Annotated in this window: 4 protein-coding genes; 2 read left to right on the forward strand and 2 right to left on the reverse strand. The window is 40.6% G+C overall.

All coding sequences use genetic code 11. From position 1 onward, the window contains the following. Window positions 1-65 precede the first annotated feature (65 nt). Window positions 66-215, reverse strand: a complete 150-nt coding sequence (rpmG, locus tag ACMZ6U_RS09755; protein ID WP_001265622.1) for a 50S ribosomal protein L33 — start codon at window positions 213-215, stop codon at window positions 66-68. Window positions 216-230: 15 nt separating this feature from the next. Next, the gene (gene rpmF / locus ACMZ6U_RS09760) at window positions 231-413 is read right to left on the reverse strand and encodes a 50S ribosomal protein L32 (RefSeq protein WP_018380522.1); all 183 of its coding nucleotides are present in this window, start codon (window positions 411-413) and stop codon (window positions 231-233) included. A gap of 304 nt (window positions 414-717) precedes the next feature. On the opposite strand from rpmF, the gene ACMZ6U_RS09765 reads away from it, so the two are divergent. After that, the gene (locus ACMZ6U_RS09765; protein WP_416108251.1) at window positions 718-1,821 is read left to right on the forward strand and encodes a vitamin B12 independent methionine synthase; all 1,104 of its coding nucleotides are present in this window, start codon (window positions 718-720) and stop codon (window positions 1,819-1,821) included. 426 nt (window positions 1,822-2,247) lie between these two features. Further along, window positions 2,248-3,525, forward strand: coding sequence for a histidine--tRNA ligase (hisS, locus tag ACMZ6U_RS09770; protein ID WP_416108252.1), 1,278 nt, complete (start codon window positions 2,248-2,250; stop codon window positions 3,523-3,525). Window positions 3,526-3,631 lie beyond the last annotated feature (106 nt).

The raw sequence follows: 3,631 nt of genomic DNA on the forward strand, positions 1-3,631 counted from the left end.
GATTCTCTCTAGATGTTAATTATAAGTCACCCACTACAGTTGACGAAGAGCCTTTCTTATCTCAATCATTTCACCTCAGTAAACACAACGTGCTTACGCAATTTTGGTGAGTATTTTTTCAATTGAAGACGGTCTGGAGTGTTACGTTTGTTTTTTGAAGTAAGGTACAAACGCTCACCAGATTCTTTGTGTTCAAGTGTAATGTTTACGCGCATGGTATCTCCCTTCTATTATTTAGCTTCGTTAGCTTTAGCGATTTTACGTCCTTTGTAGTATCCTTTAAGTGATACACGGTGAGAACGTGAGTAATCTCCAGTAGTTTCGTCAAATTTTACAGTTGGAGCTGTTAATTTGTAGTGCGTACGACGTTTGTTTTTCTTCGCTTTTGAGGTGCGACGTGCAGGTACTGCCATTTTGATTTCTTCCTTTCGATAGTAAATATTGAGGGACTTATAGATTTACCTTAATGTTACCATTCTTGGTATTCAATCTGCCCAGTTAATATAGAGATGAATTTTCATCAACTATAGCATGATAACATATCTTTTTTGTAAAGTAAAGTTACTTGACACTTTTTTTGAGATGTTGAGTATAGTTTCCACCTATGACTTAATATAATAAAGTTATATTTGTCACTTATAGCTAGCTTTGTTATTCTAGACTTATATTCGGTAGTATTCGCCCTGCTAATTTTAGAAAAGAAAAAGAGGTAAATCTATGTCTAAAGTACAGCATCATTTTGATCATGTCGGTTCTTATTTGCGTCCAGCCAAGCTCAAAGAAGCTCGCGATCAGTTTGCCAGTGGCGAGATTTCTCGCGAGGAATTGCTTGACATCCAGGATGAATTGGTCAAAGACCTGGTTCATCACGAAGTTGATAATGGTTTGAAAGTTGTTACTGATGGTGAATTCGGTCGCTCTTGGTGGCATTTGGATTTCCTATGGGAATTAACGGGTTATGAAGCTTACTTACAGGAGGAGTCTTATAAGTTTTACGGTGCTAAGACACGGACGACAAATGTTCGTGTGATTGATAAAATTTCGGAAAATCCTAACCATCCCTTCTACCGTGATTTTGAGTATTTGAAGTCAATTACGCCAGAAGGTGTGACGCCAAAAATTACCATTCCGAGTCCATCTATGGTTTTCCGTGATGGTCGTAGCGATTTAGCCTTGGATTTTTATGACAGTCGTGAGGACTACCTAAATGACTTGGCGAAAGTTTACCATGACACTATCCAACATTTTTATGATTTGGGAGCACGTTATGTCCAGTTGGACGATACGACTTGGGCATTTTTGATTGCCAAATTAAACGAAACTAGCGGAGAAGAACTTGGTGGCTATCGTGCGCAAGCTCAAGAGATTGTGGACACGATAAACAAAGCCCTAACAGGCTTGCCAGAGGATTTGACCCTTGCAACGCATATCTGTCGAGGAAACTTCAAGTCAACCTACCTTTACGAAGGTGGCTATGATGTCGTTGCCAAGTACCTGGGACAACTTAATTATGATATTTTCTTCTTAGAATACGATGATAGCCGCTCAGGTGATTTCACACCCCTTGTGGATATCTGGAATCATCGTGACCATGTCGAACTTGTTCTAGGTGTTATTACATCAAAAGATCCTACTTTGGAAGATGTGGATAAGATTATTGCACGTCTCCAAGAAGCAGCTGTCTATGTGCCATACAAAAATCTTGGCATTTCAACCCAATGTGGTTTTGCCTCAACTGAAGAAGGCAATGTATTGACCGAAGAGGACCAGTGGCAAAAACTCAACCTTATCAAAACCATCCGTGACAAAGTATGGGAGTAAAACAGCCCAGTGGGCTGTTTTAGCCCGCGAGCCTAGAAATGAGAAGCGAGAGGTTCGGACCCCGGTGGACCGTTTTAGATTGTCAGACTAGAAATGATATGGGATTTTATGACCAGCTCTAAGGTCATTTTTAGATGTGAAGCTAGCGATGATCATCCAGAAACGCAACTTCCGTTAGGAAGTTGTTTTTGTATAATGTTCTTAGTAGCTGTTTTGTAGAAAATGTTGTCGAAAATTTGATTGAATCGTGTTAGAATAATAGAGATTAAGTCTAGAGAAAGGAGAGAGCGTCTCTATAAAAATCGCTGTTCTAAAATGAACACGAGCTAAAAACGTTGATCAAAAGATAAGCCTCCTTGAGTTTAAAGACTCGGTGTTATTTTTTCTATTGCCTCCTCGTTTTCTTAACGCTCTTTGAATCTTAATATGAAACTTCAAAAACCTAAAGGAACGCAGGATATTCTTCCTGCAGATAGCGCCAGATGGCAATACGTTGAAAATTTTGCGCGTGAGACCTTTAAAAAATACAATTACGGTGAAATTCGCACGCCAATGTTTGAACATTATGAGGTCATTTCACGCTCAGTTGGTGATACAACGGATATTGTTACTAAGGAGATGTACGATTTCCATGATAAGGGTGATCGTCACATTACCCTTCGTCCTGAAGGAACAGCTCCTGTTGTGCGTTCTTACGTAGAAAACAAGCTCTTTGCACCAGAAATTCAAAAGCCTGTCAAGATGTACTATATAGGGTCTATGTTCCGTTACGAGCGTCCACAGGCAGGTCGCCTGCGTGAATTTCACCAAATTGGTGTTGAAGCCTTTGGATCAAGCAACCCCGCGACAGATGTAGAGACCATCGCTATGGCTTACCAACTCTTTACGGAACTTGGTATCAAGGATGTGGTTCTCCACCTCAATAGCCTAGGAAACACTGCTAGCCGTCAGGCTTATCGTCAGGCTTTGATTGATTACTTGACACCTATGCGTGACAGTTTGTCTAAGGATAGCCAGCGTCGTTTGGAGGAGAATCCTCTTCGTGTCTTAGATTCTAAAGAAAAAGAAGATAAGATTGCGGTGGAAAATGCGCCGTCTATCTTGGATTTCTTGGATGAGGAGAGTCAAGCGCATTTCGATGAGGTTCGCGCTATGCTAGAAGCTCTTAACATTCCTTACGTGATTGATACCAATATGGTTCGTGGACTAGATTACTATAGCCATACCATTTTTGAATTCATCACAAGGATTGATAAGTCTGAATTGACTATTTGTGCCGGTGGTCGCTACGATGGTTTGGTTGAGTATTTCGGTGGTCCGGAGACACCTGGCTTTGGATTCGGACTTGGTTTGGAGCGCCTACTCATGATTATCGACAAGCAAGGGATTGAGCTTCCAATTTCATCAGAAATGGATCTTTACATCGCCGTTTTAGGGGCTGAAGCTAATAGCAAAGCTTTAGAGCTTGTTCAGACTGTTCGAGCACAAGGCTTTACAGCAGAACGTGATGTTTTAGGACGTAAAATCAAGGCACAATTTAAGTCAGCAGATGTCTTTAAAGCTAAAACAATCATGACTTTAGGTGGTAGCGAAGTTGAAGCTGGGCAAGTCAGCCTCAAAAATAATAGCACTCGTCAGGAAGTTACCGTTAGCTTTGAAGAGATTAGTCGTAACTTTGCGGCTGTCCTCGAACAATTACTTTAAGAACCTGTATTCACAAAAAGATGTTAAACTAAAGATATGACACGAAAAGCATATGATACTGATTTAACCGATCAAGAATGGGCTCAACTTGAACCCTATTTCTCCC

Source organism: Streptococcus pluranimalium (genome assembly GCF_047785745.1).
GTDB lineage: Bacteria > Bacillota > Bacilli > Lactobacillales > Streptococcaceae > Streptococcus > Streptococcus pluranimalium_B.

Excerpts from the sequence above, each read along its gene's own strand:
- rpmG (WP_001265622.1), bottom strand. The coding sequence starts at position 215 with ATGCGCGTAAACATTACACTTGAACACAAAGAATCTGGTGAGCGTTTG.
- rpmF (WP_018380522.1), bottom strand. The coding sequence starts at position 413 with ATGGCAGTACCTGCACGTCGCACCTCAAAAGCGAAGAAAAACAAACGT.
- ACMZ6U_RS09765 (WP_416108251.1), top strand. The coding sequence starts at position 718 with ATGTCTAAAGTACAGCATCATTTTGATCATGTCGGTTCTTATTTGCGT.
- hisS (WP_416108252.1), top strand. The coding sequence starts at position 2,248 with ATGAAACTTCAAAAACCTAAAGGAACGCAGGATATTCTTCCTGCAGAT.